This window comes from Leisingera sp. ABM4_101 (genome assembly GCF_056158725.1).
On sequence record NZ_JBSWTV010000002.1, the window covers coordinates 1,621,439 to 1,636,708 of the forward strand.

The 15,270-nt window shown below is 62.6% G+C and carries 14 protein-coding genes; 6 read left to right on the forward strand and 8 right to left on the reverse strand.

The genetic code is table 11. The features are described 5' to 3' along the window. Positions 1 to 6 precede the first annotated feature (6 nt). A complete protein-coding gene (locus tag ACXAEK_RS08965; RefSeq protein ID WP_475041296.1) occupies positions 7 to 813 on the reverse strand; it encodes a mechanosensitive ion channel family protein in 807 nt (268 codons plus the stop codon). 297 nt (positions 814 to 1,110) lie between these two features. Between ACXAEK_RS08965 and ACXAEK_RS08970 the strand changes: the two genes are divergently transcribed. Next, entirely contained in the window at positions 1,111 to 3,360 is a 2,250-nt protein-coding gene (locus tag ACXAEK_RS08970; protein WP_475041297.1) for a calcium-binding protein, read from the forward strand. 111 nt (positions 3,361 to 3,471) lie between these two features. Here the strand turns inward: ACXAEK_RS08970 and ald are convergent, their stop codons facing one another. Then, entirely contained in the window at positions 3,472 to 4,590 is a 1,119-nt protein-coding gene (ald, locus tag ACXAEK_RS08975) for an alanine dehydrogenase (protein WP_475041299.1), read from the reverse strand. A 139-nt stretch (positions 4,591 to 4,729) separates the two neighbouring features. Between ald and ACXAEK_RS08980 the strand changes: the two genes are divergently transcribed. Beyond that, positions 4,730 to 5,188, forward strand: a complete 459-nt coding sequence (locus ACXAEK_RS08980; protein ID WP_421053204.1) for an Lrp/AsnC family transcriptional regulator — start codon at positions 4,730 to 4,732, stop codon at positions 5,186 to 5,188. A 67-nt stretch (positions 5,189 to 5,255) separates the two neighbouring features. Here ACXAEK_RS08980 and ACXAEK_RS08985 read toward each other — a convergent pair whose 3' ends face one another. Further along, positions 5,256 to 6,095 carry a lysostaphin resistance A-like protein gene (locus tag ACXAEK_RS08985; protein WP_475041301.1) on the reverse strand — a complete coding sequence of 280 codons (840 nt, stop codon included), beginning with the start codon at positions 6,093 to 6,095 and terminating at the stop codon, positions 5,256 to 5,258. Between the two features lie 193 nt (positions 6,096 to 6,288). On the opposite strand from ACXAEK_RS08985, the gene ppk2 reads away from it, so the two are divergent. After that, positions 6,289 to 7,206 carry a polyphosphate kinase 2 gene (ppk2, locus tag ACXAEK_RS08990; RefSeq protein ID WP_475041303.1) on the forward strand — a complete coding sequence of 306 codons (918 nt, stop codon included), beginning with the start codon at positions 6,289 to 6,291 and terminating at the stop codon, positions 7,204 to 7,206. 88 nt (positions 7,207 to 7,294) lie between these two features. Here ppk2 and ACXAEK_RS08995 read toward each other — a convergent pair whose 3' ends face one another. Both ACXAEK_RS08995 and rpsU read right to left on the reverse strand, forming a co-directional pair. After that, complete coding sequence (locus ACXAEK_RS08995; RefSeq protein WP_475041305.1) at positions 7,295 to 8,347, reverse strand: CAP domain-containing protein; 1,053 nt, start codon at positions 8,345 to 8,347, stop codon at positions 7,295 to 7,297. A 750-nt stretch (positions 8,348 to 9,097) separates the two neighbouring features. After that, positions 9,098 to 9,304 carry a 30S ribosomal protein S21 gene (gene rpsU, locus ACXAEK_RS09000; protein WP_005614280.1) on the reverse strand — a complete coding sequence of 69 codons (207 nt, stop codon included), beginning with the start codon at positions 9,302 to 9,304 and terminating at the stop codon, positions 9,098 to 9,100. A gap of 119 nt (positions 9,305 to 9,423) precedes the next feature. Between rpsU and ACXAEK_RS09005 the strand changes: the two genes are divergently transcribed. Then, positions 9,424 to 10,125 (forward strand): COQ9 family protein, encoded by a 702-nt coding sequence (locus ACXAEK_RS09005; RefSeq protein ID WP_475041307.1) that lies wholly within the window; start codon positions 9,424 to 9,426, stop codon positions 10,123 to 10,125. Positions 10,126 to 10,150: 25 nt separating this feature from the next. Here ACXAEK_RS09005 and ACXAEK_RS09010 read toward each other — a convergent pair whose 3' ends face one another. Continuing rightward, positions 10,151 to 10,654: a hypothetical protein gene (locus ACXAEK_RS09010; RefSeq protein ID WP_475041308.1), complete on the reverse strand. Its 504-nt coding sequence runs from the start codon at positions 10,652 to 10,654 to the stop codon at positions 10,151 to 10,153. Between the two features lie 578 nt (positions 10,655 to 11,232). On the opposite strand from ACXAEK_RS09010, the gene ACXAEK_RS09015 reads away from it, so the two are divergent. Further along, a complete protein-coding gene (locus tag ACXAEK_RS09015; RefSeq protein ID WP_475041310.1) occupies positions 11,233 to 12,216 on the forward strand; it encodes an NAD(P)H-quinone oxidoreductase in 984 nt (327 codons plus the stop codon). Between the two features lie 70 nt (positions 12,217 to 12,286). Here the strand turns inward: ACXAEK_RS09015 and ACXAEK_RS09020 are convergent, their stop codons facing one another. Beyond that, positions 12,287 to 13,144: a DUF2189 domain-containing protein gene (locus tag ACXAEK_RS09020; protein WP_475041312.1), complete on the reverse strand. Its 858-nt coding sequence runs from the start codon at positions 13,142 to 13,144 to the stop codon at positions 12,287 to 12,289. Positions 13,145 to 13,467: 323 nt separating this feature from the next. Further along, the gene (locus ACXAEK_RS09025) at positions 13,468 to 14,115 is read right to left on the reverse strand and encodes a ribonuclease T2 family protein (RefSeq protein ID WP_475041314.1); all 648 of its coding nucleotides are present in this window, start codon (positions 14,113 to 14,115) and stop codon (positions 13,468 to 13,470) included. A 146-nt stretch (positions 14,116 to 14,261) separates the two neighbouring features. Between ACXAEK_RS09025 and ACXAEK_RS09030 the strand changes: the two genes are divergently transcribed. Next, positions 14,262 to 15,029, forward strand: a complete 768-nt coding sequence (locus ACXAEK_RS09030) for a DUF1013 domain-containing protein (RefSeq protein WP_475041316.1) — start codon at positions 14,262 to 14,264, stop codon at positions 15,027 to 15,029. Positions 15,030 to 15,270: the final 241 nt, after the last annotated feature.

The following is a 15,270-nucleotide window of genomic DNA, read 5'->3' on the forward strand; positions in this document are numbered from 1 at the left end:
AGCGTCTCAGCCTGCTTTCTTGATTTCCACCGAATGCGGGTAGGGGATGGAAATGCCCTTGGCGTCAAAGGCTTCCTTAACCCCTTGGGTCAGGGCGAATTTCACTTCCCAGTAATCAGCCGCCTGGCACCAGACCCGGGCAGTCAGATCGACTGAGCTGTCGCCCAGGTTGGTCACGCGGACCCAGGGCTCCGGGTCCTGCAGCACCCGGGTGTCGGCATTTGCCTGTTCCAGGATGATAGCCTTGGCCGCTTCGGCGCTGTCGCCGTAGTCGATGCCGAACACCATATCGACCCGGCGGGTGTCGTGATGCGAGAAATTGGTGATGATCGAGCCCCAGGCCTGGCCGTTCGGCACGATGATCTGCACATTGTCGGGGGTGGCTAGCTCTGTCACGAAGAGGTTCACGTCCTTCACCGTGCCGGCGGTGCCGCCGATGTCCACATACTGGCCGATCTTATAGGGGCGGAACAGGATCAGCATAAAGCCCGCCGCCAGATCGCTGAGCGTGCCCTGCAGCGCCAGGCCGATGGCCAGAGTGGCGGCGCCCAGCATCGCGACCAGGCTGGTGGCCTGAATGCCGAAGATGCCGAGGATTGCAACCAGCACCACGGCCAGCAGCACCCAGCGGATCACGCTGGCGGCGAAATTGCCCAGCGTCGGGTCGATTTGCGGTGTCTTGTTGATACGGCTGCGCACCGCGCCGCTGATCCATCCGGTGGCTATCCAGCCCAGCACGAGCACCACCAGCGCCTTGGCGCCGCTCACCACCAGGGGCCAATAGGCGCCGGCCTGTTCAATCACTTGTTCCATTTCCGCTGTTCCTGTCGCTCTGATGTTCTGCGCTTGAATGTCCTTCAACCGTGCGGCTGTGGCAATAGCGCGCAGCGGGGAAAGATTCGGTGCGTGCGGCTCAACCTGCAGGGGGGGCGGGGCAAGCCCGGCAGCTATACTGGCGGCGCGGCACAGCGATGGGACGCACAAGCGGTATCAGGTTTTTAGAACGCAAAATTATCGTAAAAGTGGTGGATTCTCGCTGCTTTCCCGTTGAACGCGTCATTGGGGTGCGCGATCAATCAAGAAGATTTGATCTCCAGGGATTGGTTAAAGATGACTATTCAGGAAACGCTCGATGCGCCCGGCGGCGCAGGCACCACCTATGCAATTACAACTTCGGAAGATTTCCACGGCGTCCTGTCCAGTGACTACGACGAGGATTGGATCCGCGCCCAGCTGGATGCAAATTACGGCTATGTGTTCCGGGTCACCGGCGATGGTACGGCAACGAGCATTTCGGAGGCCTATCTGACGCTAAGAAATCCGAACGGCGACCAGATTGCGACGCACAACAGTTCGAACTCAACTGCGATTGTCTATACGACAACGATCTCTTCGGGCACATACTTTGCCCAGGTCGGTTATGATGGTTCGCGCTACTATGGTGAAGCGGGCAGCTATAATGTTGAACTGATCCGCGAGATCGCAACCGGTCTTGGCACCCGGGAAACCCTGCTGGTGGATGAGATCCAGAACAGCACGCTTGAGCACAACTACGACGAAGACTGGTTCCGGATGGAGCTGGAGGCGAACTATGGCTATGTGGTGAAGCTGACCGGGGACGGCTCCGCGACCAGTATTTCCGAAGCCTATCTGGTGCTGAACCAGGCCAATGGCGACCAGGTCGCCTATTCGAACAGCAGCAGCGCAACTGCGATTGTTTCGACAACGACAACATCGGCCGGGACCTATTACGCCCAGGTTGGTTATGATAACGCGGGGTACTACGGAGAAGCGGGCAGCTATAACGTCGAACTGATCCGGGAAATCGCAACCGGCCTTGGCACCCGCGAAAGCCTGGATGTGGGCGAGGTTCAAAACAGTACCATCGAATACAGCAAGGACGAAGACTGGTTCCGGATGGAGCTGGAAGCGAATTACGGCTATGTGGTGAAACTGACAGGCGACGGATCTGCGACCAGCGTCTCTGAGACTTACCTTGCGCTGAAGCAGACAAACGGTGACCAGATCTCCTATTCCGACACCGACAGCGCGTCTGCGCTTGTTTCCCTCACCACAACGTCTGCGGGAACTTACTACGCGCAGGTAGGAGACGACAGTTATCGCAACAACGGCGGGGCTGGCAGCTATAATATTGAGCTGATCCGGGAAATCGCCTCTGGCATCGGCACGCGCGAAAGCCTGACGATGGGCGAAACCGAGAACAGCACCATCGAGCATTCGCGCGACAGCGACTGGTTTGCGGTCGAACTGAAGCGGGGTGAGACCTATACCTTCCGCCTGACGAGCGACGGCGCGGCGACCGGGATCACCTCGGCCGCGCTGGGTGTGCACAGCCAGAACGGCGATGAGCTGACGTACAGCAGCACCAATGATGCCTCTGCCACCATCTACTACGAGGCCACCTATACCGGGGTGCATTACCTGCGTGCAGGCAACGCTGCTTCTTCCTACTCCGGTGGTCCGGGAACCTATGACATCTCTGCCTATTCGGACATGCCCGACAGCTATGACAGCAGCGCTGATGGCACTGTCGGGAATTTCACCCGCAGCGCGGTTGATTTCGAGGATGATCTGGACGGGTTCTCCTACAACCTGAGAGGCGGGCAAACCTATGACGTGTTTGTCTCCGGCGCGGGGCTGCAAGACGGCGTGTCCAAGGCGCGGGCAGAATACTGGGACTACGGCAGCACCCCGGAAAGCATCCTGTCGTCCAGATCCGACACGATGATGGAAAGCTTCACCGCAACCTATGATGATGAATTCCATTTCTTCGTCGGAAACTCCGCTGGCGATCAGCGCGGCACCGGCAGCTACAGCTTTGCGGTGCTGGAATCCTGGTCCGGCAATGACGAGGCCAATGTGCTGAGAGGATCGGGCAGCGCTGAATCCATTCATGGCCTGGGCGGTAACGACCAGATCAATGGCCGGGGCGGCAAGGATATCCTGTCGGGAGAAAGCGGCCGGGACAAACTGAATGGCGGCGGTGGCAGCGATTACCTGTTCGGCGGCGGCGGCAATGACAAACTGGTTGGCGGCCGCGGTGCGGATATTCTGGTTGGCGGCAGCGGCAAGGATACGCTCTCCGGTGGCAGGGGTGACGATGTTTTCGTGTTTGCCAATAGCTCAGGCAAGGATGTTGTGAAGGACTTCAACGCGGGCAGCAGCCGGGAAAAAATCGACCTCAGCGCAGTGTCCAAGATCGTCAGCTACAATGACCTTGTGAACAATCACCTGTCGCAGTCCGACGATGATGCGGTGATCTCTGCCGGCAAGCGGTTCTCGGTCACGCTGACAGACACGGACATCAGCGATCTCGATCCGGGCGACTTCATCTTCTGATAGGCACGCGGCCGGAAGATCCGCACGGCAGCTTGCGGATTTTCCGGCGGCTGTAAAAAAGCCCCGCCAATCCGGCGGGGCTTTTGCATGGATTTGGCTGTGCTTTGAAGATTACTGCTTCAGCGCCAGTTTCGGCGACAGCACGTCGAGGCCCAGGGCCTCGCCGACCGCGTAGTAGGTCAGCTTGCCGGCGTGCACGTTCAGGCCGTTCAGCAGGTGCGCATCGTCCTCGCAGGCCTGGCGCCAGCCCTTGTTTGCCAGGTTCAGCATGAAGGGCAGGGTGGCGTTGCCCAGCGCCTGGGTCGAGGTGCGTGCCACGGCGCCCGGCATGTTGGCCACGCAGTAGTGCATGATGCCGTCGACTTCATAGATCGGCTCGGCGTGGGTGGTGGCGCGGGAGGTCTCGAAGCAGCCGCCCTGGTCGATGGCGACGTCCACCAGCACCGCGCCCGGCTTCATTTCGGACAGCTGTGCGCGGGACACCAGTTTCGGCGCTGCGGCACCCGGGATCAGAACCGCGCCGATCACCATATCGGCTTCACGGACCAGCTCGGCGGTGGCGCCGGCGGTGGAGTACTGGTTCTTGAACTCGCGGCCAAAGACATCGTCCAGGTACTTCAGGCGGGTCAGCGAGCGGTCCAGGATGGTGACGTCTGCGCCCATGCCTGCAGCCACCTTGGCTGCGTGGGTGCCGACAACACCGCCGCCGATCACGACCACTTTGGCCGGGGCCACACCGGGCACGCCGCCCATCAGCACGCCGCGGCCGCCGTTGGCCTTTTGCAGGGTGTAGGCGCCAACCTGCGGGGCCAGACGGCCGGCAACTTCCGACATCGGCGCCAGCAGCGGCAGGCCGCCGCGGTCGTCGGTGACGGTCTCATAAGCAATTGCAGTACAACCGCTTTCCAGCAGGTCGTGGGTCTGCTCCGGATCGGGCGCCAGGTGCAGATAGGTGAACAGCAGCTGGTTTTCACGCAGCATCTTGCGCTCAACCGCCTGGGGTTCCTTCACCTTGACGATCATGTCGGCGGTGGCAAAGATTTCCTCGGCAGTGTCCAGGATCACGGCACCGGCGGCGGCATAGTCCTCGTCGGTGAAGCCGGCGCCCATGCCGGCGCCTTTCTGGATCACGACGTCATGGCCGTGGTTGACCGCTTCGCGGGCGGCGTCCGGGGTCATGCCGACGCGGAATTCCTGGGGTTTGATTTCGGTGGGGCAACCGATTTTCATGTGAGTATCTCCTCCAAACTCTCTGCGGTCATTTTGCCGCAGGCGGTCCGGAATGTGCTGCTTATTTGGGCAGAATAAAAACATGCCTTTCGAAGATTCTTCGCGTATGCTTGCGAAATACAGCAAGGATCTTCGCAAAATGTCGCTAGACGAAACAGATCGTCGCATTCTTTCAGTGCTGCAAAAGCAGGGGCGCATCTCTAACGCCGACCTGTCGGAGCGGGTGAACCTGTCGGCCTCGGCTTGCCACCGGCGGGTGCAGCGGCTGGAGGCGGAAGGGTACATCCGCGATTACGTGGCGCTGCTGGATGCACGCAAGATGAACGTGCCGACCACGGTTTTTGTGGAGATTACCCTGTCCGGCCAGGCGGATGAAGTGCTGGATGCGTTTGAGAAGGCGGTGTCCAGGATTCCGGATGTGCTGGAATGCCACCTGATGGCGGGGACCGCGGATTACATCCTCAAAGTGGTGGCAGAGAACACCGAGGATTTCGCCCGCATCCACCGCCAGTATCTGGCGCGGCTGCCGGGGGTGGCGCAGATGCAGTCGAGCTTTGCCCTGCGCACCGTGTTCAAGACGACGGCGCTGCCGGTTTGAGCCTGCACAGGGGGGTGACATGCGTGCACCCCCTGTACACCCCCTGTGCACCGGGCGGTGCCGGAACCTAGGCCGGACCGGGGTAGGTGAACAGCACAAGGTGGGTGAGGTTGAACCCGAAATGCATCAGCACAGGCACGCAGAACCGGCCCGTTCCCCAGTAACCCAGCCCGCAGGCAAGACCTAGCAGCGCAGCGAATGCGGCCACCGCGGGGCCGGCGCCGAGGTGGGCAAGGCCGAACAGCAGACTGGCGCTGGCAACCCCCGCAGCAGGCCCGAAGCGGCGGCTGAGACCCTGCTGCAGGTAACCGCGGAAGAAGGCTTCCTCGGCCAGGCAGGTGAGCAGCAGGTTTGAGGCCATCCACAGGGGGAGCCAGTCCGGCAGCGACGGCTCCAGTTCCAGCGCGCCGGTGAGCAGGGCCAAAGGCAGCAGGGCGGCAAGGAGCAGCAGGCCGGAGATCAACGCGGACCTGCCTGCCGGATCATTGCGCTGCAGCAGGCTGGGCCAGGCCAGCAGCAGGGCGAAGAACACCAGCGGCTTGTCCAGGTTCAGATGCAGGGAATATGGCGCGCTGGCGGGGCCGGCCTGCACCTGGCTGAGGATCAGCAGATTCTGCACGCCGGGCAGCAGATGCGCGCCAAGCGCCAGCGACCACAGCACCAGCACCGCGTGGCCGGTCAGGCCGGCAGGCCCGCGGGTGCGGGGGATGAAGGCGGCAAACAGCAGCCCGGTGGCCAGCGCCATCAGCGCCAGCGGTTCCAGATGCCCCAGCGCTGTGGCGGCTCCGGCAAAGACCGCCAGCAGGGCAAAGGCCAATCCGCGCTGCGCGGACCAGCCGGCAAGAAGCGCCGCCATCAGGATCAGCCAGGGCCAGGTTTGGGGCAGGGTGGTCAGAACAAAGCTCATGGCCTGCACATAATCCGCTCATCCGCCGGTTTTCCAGGTGGTTGTGCAGGGGCCTTGCGGCTTTTGCGCTTGAACCTGCCCGGGAATTCCGCTTGCCTTAAAGGAAGCTGCAGGCCGGCGGGTGACATCAATCCGTCATATGGCGCCGCTAGAAGGCAGTCTTTGAGCCACCTGACAAGGAAGGAACCCGCCCGTGACCCGCGAATATGAAACCGCCTCCCTCGACTGGCTGGAAGCGGAGCTGCAGGACACGCTGGACGAGGACATCGAGATCGAATTCGCCGAGCCGATGCTGAGCCAGGAGATCCGCAAGATCTACCGCGAGCAGCATCCGGAGATGCTGGACCGGCAGGTCTATTTCCGCAACCTCCTGCGGCTGCAGGCAGAGCTGATCAAGGTGCAGGACTGGGTGCAGCATACCGGTGCCAAGGTCTGTATCCTGTTCGAAGGCCGCGACGCGGCGGGCAAGGGCGGGGTGATCAAGCGGATCACCCAGCGGCTGGACCCGCGGGTGGCGCGGGTGGTGGCGCTGCCGGCCCCGAACCGGCGCGAGCAGAGCCAGTGGTATTTCCAGCGTTATGTGCCGCATCTGCCTGCGGGCGGCGAGATCGTGCTGTTCGACCGCTCCTGGTACAACCGGGCGGGTGTCGAGCGGGTGATGGGCTTTGCCACGGAAGACCAGGTGGAGCAGTTCTTCCAGGATATTCCCGAATTCGAGCGGATGCTGGTGCGTTCGGGCATCATCCTGCTGAAATACTGGTTCTCGATCACTGACGAGGAGCAGCAGCTGCGGTTCATGATGCGCATCCACGATCCGATGAAACAGTGGAAGCTGTCACCGATGGATCTGGAGAGCCGGATCCGCTGGGAACAGTATACCAAAGCCAAGGAAGAGATGCTGGAGCGCACCAACATCGCGGAGGCGCCGTGGTATATCGTCGAGGGCAATGACAAGAAGCGCGAGCGGCTGAACTGCATTGAGCACCTGTTGACCAAAATCCCTTATGAAGAGGTGCAGCACGAGAAGGTCGAGCTGCCGGACCGCAAGTACAACCCGGACTATGAGCGCCAGGTGCTGCCGGATGAGCTGTATGTGCCCAAGATCTACTAGCAACAGGGGCGGCCGCATAGGAAAGCCATGAAAAAGGGCGCGCCGCGGCGCGCCCTTTGCTGTTTGCCCGGTGGGGATCCGAACAGGATCAGAACAGGAAGTCGTTCGACTGCAGGTCCTGTTCGGAGATGCCTTTCAGCAGCAGGCTGTCGCCATCGCTGTCGGAGATCAGCAGCCCGTCTGCGGTTTGGCGGACGTGGTTGTTCATCAGGTCGCTGTAGCCGCTGATGCCGGTAGCGGCGCCCAGGTCGATGCGTTCGCCGCTGGTATTGGGGTTGAAATCGGTGACGGTGTCATCGCCGCTGCTGAAGACAAAGATGTCGGCGCCGCTCTTGCCTGCCAGCTTGTCATTGCCATTGCCGCCGTTCAGGGTGTCGTTGCCGGCGCCGCCAAAGAGCCTGTCGCCGCGGCCGCCGCCGTTCAGCTCGTCAGAGCCGTCGTTGCCGCGCAGCACGTCGCGGCCGCCGCCGCCGTTCAGCTCGTCCGCACCGGAGCCTCCGTTCAGCTTGTCGCGGCCGCCGTTGCCGTCGAGCCGGTCCTGGCCGCTGCTGCCGGACAGGGTGTCATTCCCGGCCAGCCCCGCCAGGCTGCCGGCGCTGCTGAGGGTCAGCGTGTCATTGCCCGAGGTGGCGCCCCCTGTGCTGCCGCCGGTGCCGCCGCCCGACCCGCCGCCGCCGGATCCGCCGTCCAGCTGCAGCGCGGCGCCGGTGCGGGCAAAATTCTGGGTGACCATCACCGCGTCCCAGCCCAGGAAGTTGCCGTGTTCGATGCCGATGCCGATCACCTCGACGTTGGCATTCAGGATGTTGGCGCGGTGGCCCGGGCTGTTCATCAGCGAATTGTGCAAGTCCACAACATCGTCGGCCAGGCCCGCGGCGCCGCGTTCGCTTTGCCAGGCAATGTTTTCGGCCCAGGTCCAGCTGCCGGAGAACTGAAAGCCCGCGTCCTCCATCCGGTCGCCTGCGCTGGAGCCGCCCGCGCCGGTGTGTGAAAACACATCCTGCTGCAGCATCCATTCGCTGTGGTCTTCGGCTGAATCGTTGAGGCGCAGCTCCAGCTTAACCGGGTCGAGCCCGCGCGAGGTGCGCTCGTTGTTGATCAGGTCGAGCATCTGGCGCTCGAGTTGGTTTGCCTGTGACATCAGTAACTGCTCCATGAGTGAGCCGGCTGTGCGGCGGTCCTAAACCGGTTAACGGAATTTTAAGGCGTTAAAAGGGCGGGCTGCCGTCAGGGCAGGTTTGCGGCAAAGCTCTGCTTGCAGAGGCCGGGGAATACGCGGTTTTTTGCGCGTTTTATGCGGTTTGGCTGCAGCTGCGGCGGCCGGAGGCGCGGCCGCGCGGGCGGCTGGTGGGCGGCTGGCGGGCGGCAGGCGGGCCGTATCCCGGATTTGCAGGGCGGCTGATGCCCGCGCGGGGTGCGGATAAACCGGACCGCCGGCATGAGAAATGGGAGGAGTAGGGAACAGGCAGGCCGGGCGCCGGCTGGGGGGAGCTGGCGGCGCCCGGCATCAATGGAAACCCGGACAGGCCATGCCTTGTTTGCAGGGACCAAGACAGGCGCCGGTATCGGTTGGGGGGAAGCGTATCCTGCCCAGGGTTTCACCAAACCGGGTGTTCCAAGCCCGGCAGGCGGAGGCAAAGGTTAGGGAAACGCATCTGTCTTGCCCCGCCGTAATCTCTGTATAGCAGAAAGAACTGCGGAAATACACCCTAAAGATGTAATTGAAGATAAAATACGAGCTTTGCGTGTATCCCTTTGAAATCCGGCTATCCTTTTGAGGTCCCGGAAATGACAAACCCCCGGGCTGGGCCGCGGGGGTCGTCTGATCTTCTGTTCGGGCTGATCCGGGGACCGGCCCTAGTGCTGTCCAAAGCTGGAGAGCAAGGCGTGCTTACAGCAGACCTTCGCGCTGGGCTTTCTTGCGTGCCAGTTTACGGGCACGGCGGATCGCTTCAGCTTTCTCGCGCGCTTTTTTCTCGGACGGCTTTTCGAAATGTTGCTTGAGCTTCATTTCGCGGAAGACGCCTTCACGCTGCAGCTTTTTCTTCAGGGCACGAAGCGCCTGATCGACGTTGTTGTCGCGAACACTAACCTGCATGTGGTATTCACCACCTTTCTAAGTTTTGAGTTGCAAGGAAATTGCAGGAGGTGGCCGTATAGCAAAGCGCGCATATTTTGTCTAGTAGGGTGTCAGAACGCTGACCGCGGGAGGGTGAGATGAGCGAAGACCACGATCACGGGCAGGAAGATATCAAGGCGAGTTTGCTGGATGCGGCCTTGCTGCATGTGCCGTTTGACGGCTGGTCGGAGGCGACCTTCCGCGCGGCCTGCCAGGATGCCGGCGTGCCGGAAGTGCTGGCCCATGCGGTCTGCCCGCGCGGCGGTGTGGACCTGGCGCTGGCCTATCATGCCCGCGGCGATTCGCGGATGCTGGAGCGGCTGGAGGCCGAGGACCTGTCGGGTTTGCGGTTCCGCGACAAGGTGGCGGCGGCGGTGCGCTTCCGGCTGGAGGCCGCCTGCGACAAGGAGGCGGTGCGCCGCGGCACCACGCTTTTGACGCTGCCGCAATATGCGGGCGACGGGGTCAAGGCGATCTGGGGCACCTGCGATCTGATCTGGGACGCGCTGGGCGACGGCTCGGACGATCTGAACTGGTACACCAAGCGCGCCTCGCTGGCGGGCGTCTATTCCGCCACGGTGCTGTACTGGCTGGGGGACGACAGCCTGGACCACCAGGCGACCTGGGATTTCCTGGACCGGCGCATTGATAATGTGATGGACTTTGAAAAGCTGAAGGCGGGGCTGCAGAAAAACCCGCTCTTGAAGCCGTTCCTGGTGGGGCCGAACTGGCTGGCCGAGCAGATAAAGCCGCCGAAGGGCCGCGATGATTTGCCGGGGTCGGTTGGCCCGCGGCGGTGAGGGCGGGCGGCGAGGGGCGCGCAGCTCAATGCAGCATTGCAATGAAAAGCGGCCATTTGAGCAGGTTGACCCCAGCCAGCCTGACAGCGGTAAAGGTGAGACAGCCGGAAATCAAAAAATAGACCGGCACGCGCCCTAGAGCATATCCGCGGAAGAACAGCCCTGACAGCCCCGCCAGCAGGGACAGCAGACAGAACAGAAAGGCGGTCAGAGCGCCGCCGTCCGAAATGAGCCGGGCAGTCTCTGTCTCGACGAACCTGGCTGCCGCAGCCATGAACATTAACAGGCAGAAAACCGTGCCAAGCGCACAACCGGACAGCGCCGAAAGCAGCCGCGCCCGGTTCGATGCCTTCCGCACCGCCTGAGTGGTGCGCTTTTTGACGACCGCACGCGCCATAACAACGATCCCGGTCAGAGATGCTGCATATGCGGCAATGCCAAGCACAACTGACGCCCCGAGCCCGATAGTGTCCCTGATCGCCTCGTAATTCGCGTTTGTGTGCTTCACCGCTCGAAGGCCAAGCATCATGATGACTCCGCCTGCGGCCAAAAGACCGTAGTTTGGTTTCTGCGCCCAGGCTGGCGCTGATTGCGGTGCAGCCTGGTCTAAGAGCTGCTGCTGGGGTGCGTTTGCGTGAATGCGCTGCAAACGGTTCCGAAAATCTGCATTTGACACAGGGCGAATCTCTAAGGTTCGAAATTTGTTTGCCGATCCCGGCTTGCCCCGGAAATCAGGCGGAATTCAGGCAATTTCAGCGCCGGGATGCATGTGCTGAAAACTCTTGCTTGCCCATGCAGGCAGCGGGAGGCCGCCCTGCGTTCTCCGCCGGGAAAGCGCGCAGCGGTAAATTGCGGATCATTGCCAAAGTGCGGCAATGCTGAGTTTGGCTCGCGCAGTACTTTTAACAGGCGAACGGCTAAGGCACGTTTGTGAGCGCCGGCAAAAAAAGTTTGCCAGAGATGGCAGGACTTTCTGCTGCCCGTAGGGCTGGTTCGCCTTCTCTTGAGATGTTGCGTCCGCAATCCGCCCCAGCTGCGGCGCCTTTGCTGTTTGCGCTGATCCGGCCGGATGCTAGGCAGGGGCAAGGATCAGGAGGACATATTCCGATGACAGAGATGATGCGCGCGGTGGAGATCAGCAAACCCGGCGGGCCGGAGGTGTTGCAGATGTGCCAGCGCCCGGTACCGCAGCCAGGCCATGGCGAGGTGGTGATCAAGGTGGCCTATGCGGGCGTGAACCGCCCCGATGCGCTGCAGCGCGCCGGTGCCTACGACCCGCCCAAGGGCGCCAGCGACCTGCCGGGGCTGGAAGCCTCGGGCGAGGTGGCGGCCGTGGGCGCGGGCGTCAGCGGCATCGCAGCCGGTGATCAGGTCTGCGCATTGCTGCCCGGCGGCGGCTATGCGGAATATGCGGCCACGCCTGCGGCCCATTGCCTGCCGGTCCCGGACGGGCTGGACCTGAAACAGGCGGCCTGCCTGCCGGAAACCTTCTTTACCGTCTGGTCCAACGTTTTCACCCGCGGCGGGCTGAAGGCCGGGGAGCGCTTCCTGGTGCATGGCGGCTCATCCGGGATCGGCACCACCGCCATCCAGCTGGCCCGTGAATTCGGCGCCCGGGTGTTTGCCACCGCCGGGTCGGATGAGAAATGCCAGGCCTGCCTGGATCTGGGTGCCGAGCGCGCGATCAACTACCGCAACGAGGATTTCGTCAAGGTGCTGCGCGCCGAGGGCGGCGCCGATCTGGTGCTGGACATGGTCGGCGGCGACTACATCCCCCGCAATGTCAAGGCGATGGCAGAGGATGGCCGCCTGGTGCAGATCGCCTTCCTGCAAGGGCCGAAGGTGGAGCTGAACTTTGCCCTGATGATGGTCAAGCGGCTGACGCTGACCGGCTCAACCCTGCGGCCGCAAAGCGATCTGGCCAAGGCGCAGATTGCCCGGGACCTGCGCGAGGCGGTCTGGCCGCTTTTGGAGGCGGGCAAGGTGGCGCCGGTGATGGACAGCGAATTTGCGCTGGAGGAGGCGGCTGCGGCCCATGCCCGGATGGAAAGCTCCGGCCATATCGGCAAGATCGTGCTGAAGGTGGGCTGATCTTCAGTTTTGGCAATCAAAAGAGGGCCGGCAGCTGTGCCGGCCCTCGCGCGTGTTAACTGCCGCGGCCTCAGTCCACGGCGCGCCGGTACAGATGCCAGGTTGCATGCCCCAGCACCGGCACCACGATGATCAGCCCGGCCAGGAACGGGATCGCTCCGATCACCAGGGCAGAACCGACAATCACGCCCCAGGTCATGCAGATAACGGGGTTCTTGCGCAGCACCTTGATTGAGGTGGCCACCGCCACCGGCAGGCCCACATGGCGGTCCAGCAGCAGCGGGAAGGATACCAGGCTCATCGCCAGGGCGGCAAAGGCAAAGACAGCGCCCACGATGCCGCCGCTGATCGCCATGATCCAGCCCTCGCGGGTGGTCACCACGTCGGCAGCAAAGCCCAGGATCGAGGCCGGCGGCTCCGGCCCCAGGGTGCGGCTGTAGATCATATCCGCCGCCACCAGCCAGATGATGAACAGCGCCGCCAGATACATGCCCAGCACCAGGATGCCGCCAAAGGCAGGCGAGCGGATGACGCCAAAGGCATCCATCCAGCGCGGCTCAAACCCGGCTTCGCGGCGCGAGGACATCTCATAAAGCCCGACCGCAGCGACCGGGCCGAGGATCGCAAAACCCATGATCATCGGCACGATGAGCGGCAGCAGATTCATTGACAGGCTCATCACGATCAGGGCGATGCCGATGATCGGGTAAAACAGCACCAGGAACATCGCGTCAGAGCGGCAGGCGGCAAAATCCTCCAGCCCCGCGGCCAGGGAATGGATGATGTCATCCATGCTGAGCTTGCGCGCCTTGGGCAGTTCCTTGACGCCGTCGCTGCCCATCTCGCTGACGGTTTCGCCGATATGCTGCCCGGTGGTCTCTGCACTCTGCAGAAGCCAGCTGAGCGGGTTACCGATTGTCTTTGCCATGCGCTTCCTCCTCCTCGCTGACCAAAACGGAAGTGCCGTTCAGGCAGGGCCGGGCGCGGCACGTAACATAATACTAGCACAAAACCGGCCGAAGTGTGCTTCACAGGCCATTTATTGCCGCGTGCGGGGTGCGCGCCTTGCGGCGCCGGCCTCCGGCGGGGGTATTCCGGGCAAGAGGAAGGCGGAAGCGGGTGCAAAAATCACGGTGCCTGACATTTGCGCGGGCCTGGCTTCTTTCTGGTCTGAAATACTCCGGGGTGAATTGGCCGTCAGGCCAAGAGGGGCGGCGCCCCTTTTCCCGTCAAGCCTGCGGGGCAGCGCCTTCAGCGCACCGGTGCAAAGCGGGCGTCCTTCAAAGTGCAATCCTTGATCACATCGCGGCCGCAGGGCACCGGCTCCAGTGCCTTGGACAGGCAGATGCGGGCCTCCTGGATGGCGCCGCCGCGGCAGGTGATGGTCAGGCTGTCGCGGCTGAGGTCCGGGTTTTCCTGCAGAAACGCCTGCTCGACGACGGAGGCGGGCAGGGTCACGGGCTTTTCGAGCCTGCGGAAGGCGGCGGGGCGGGTGATGCGCCCGTAAGCTTCGCGCATGGCGGCATAGTAGCCGCGGGCGCTGAGGCCGGAGCAGGTGCCGTGTTTCTTCCACTGGTGCCAGGCAAGGCCGGCGCTGCCCATGATGCCGGCCATCTCGCGGCTCATCGCGCGGCTTGGCGGCGCCTCTGCCGTGCGGCAGTAGCTGGGCCAGCCGCGGTGGTACTGGGGCCACAGCCCGTGCAGGGTCCAGCCGTGGTCGTGACGGGCGTCACACTGGTCCGCATTGCGCGCGTCGCCCTCCTGCGCGCACCAGTTCGGCGACCAGCTGAGCGCCAGCACGTAATAGTCGAAGTCGCCCGCAGGCTCGCCTTCTGCTGCGGCAACGGCGGGCAGCAAGGTCAGGACGGCGGCAAAAACACCTGTGAACAACTTGCGCATTGGCCTCTTTCCTTATGCAATGATGCCGACTATATAGGGCGGAAGTTCCCCGACAACGGAAACCTGCCCCGGAACGCCGGGGACGCCATTTCAGGCGGCGGGAGAGATGTATCCGGGGACCAGAGGTGTTTTAAGGAGATGAGCACATGGCAAAACCGTTGATGGCCAAGGCAACCGCCGTGTGGCTGGTGGACAATACCACGATCAGCTTCAAGCAGATTGCCGATTTCGTGGGTATGCACGAGCTGGAGATCCAGGGCATCGCCGACGGTGAAGTGGCGGTGGGCGTCAAGGGGTTTGACCCGGTTGCCAACAACCAGCTGACCCAGGAAGAGATCGACAAGGCGCAAGGCAACCCGCTGCACAAGCTGAAGCTCAAGTTCAACCCGGCCGCGGCCGGCGAGGAAAAGCGCCGCGGCCCGCGCTACACTCCTCTGTCCAAGCGCCAGGACCGTCCCAACTCGATCCTGTGGCTGGTCAAGTTCCACCCGGAACTGAGCGACGGCCAGATCGCCAAGCTGGTGGGCACCACCAAGCCGACCATCCAGTCGATCCGCGAGCGCACCCACTGGAATATTGCCAACATGCAGCCGATCGACCCGGTGGCGCTGGGCCTGTGCAAACAGTCCGAGCTGGACTTTGCCGTGCAGAAGGCCGCAGCCAAGAAAGCGGCCGAAGGCGGCGTGATGAGCGATGACGAGCGCCGCAAGCTGGTCTCCACCGAACAGTCGCTGGAGATGGACGCAGAGCCCAAGATCCCGACTGCGATCGAGGGCCTGGAGACCTTCACCCTGGGCGGCGGCTCCAGTGCGGAAGACGAGAAGAAAGAAGAAGATATCCTTGACGCCGACAGCTTCTTCAACCTGCCTGCGGGCAGCGATGACGAGGATGAGGACGAGGATCCGCGCTTCTGAATCCCTTCCGGGACCGGCGGCGCAACCGCTTAAGTCATTAAAAAGCCGCAGATCCAGTGCTCTGGATTTGCGGCTTTTTCTGTTAGAATTGAAATTCAACATTACAACATGTTGACTATGCGGCCCTGTTTTGCGCAGCATGATGTTGCGGGCGGTTGTGTTCCAGAGCGCCCGCAAAATCCGGGGAGCGGGAGGCGCCATTTATGTTGCAGGCGGTTTCCAAAGTGTAAGGAACAGGGAG